This is a genomic window from Komagataeibacter intermedius TF2, from assembly GCF_000964425.1.
GTDB lineage: Bacteria > Pseudomonadota > Alphaproteobacteria > Acetobacterales > Acetobacteraceae > Komagataeibacter > Komagataeibacter intermedius.
The window spans coordinates 1-385 of sequence record NZ_BANF01000436.1; the positions used below are offsets into that span (position 1 = coordinate 1).

Annotated in this window: 1 protein-coding gene and 1 pseudogene; one reads left to right on the forward strand and one right to left on the reverse strand. The window is 49.1% G+C overall.

What is annotated here, in order from left to right; genetic code table 11:
- Nucleotides 1-119: pseudogene (locus tag B7449_RS21565) on the reverse strand (IS110 family transposase); the annotation flags it as partial.
- Between B7449_RS21565 and B7449_RS24955 the strand changes: the two are divergent.
- On the forward strand, nucleotides 84-385 hold a 302-nt coding region (locus B7449_RS24955), incomplete at its 3' end, for a hypothetical protein (RefSeq protein WP_235721270.1). The pseudogene B7449_RS21565 and the gene B7449_RS24955 overlap by 36 nt on opposite strands.

Here is a 385-nt window from a genome sequence, read left to right on the forward strand (position 1 = left end):
TCTGGCCCAGTGATGGGAGGCCCCACAGGCTTCAATGCCAATCATTGTCGGCGGAAGTTTCTCGAAAAAAACCGGATCATCTGATGCCGGCTCAGCGCAACCCGCTCTTCGGCATCCACACCGTGGAGCTAAAACACTTTTTTCGAGGTATCCATTTCGATACGGATCAACTGCGGCATGATGGTTTCCTCCACTGGACAGTCAACTCTTCAGTATCCTCTCAGGAGCACTGCGAGCCGTCCACACCATCGGTTCTCAGTGAAAATCAACAATCTGGGCATCAGAACCAGAAAGATTCATCATCAATCCAACCCATCAATCCAACCCATCAAACTTCAGGACTAGAGCATTCTGTGATTAGATTGATGCATATCCAGAGTTCTTG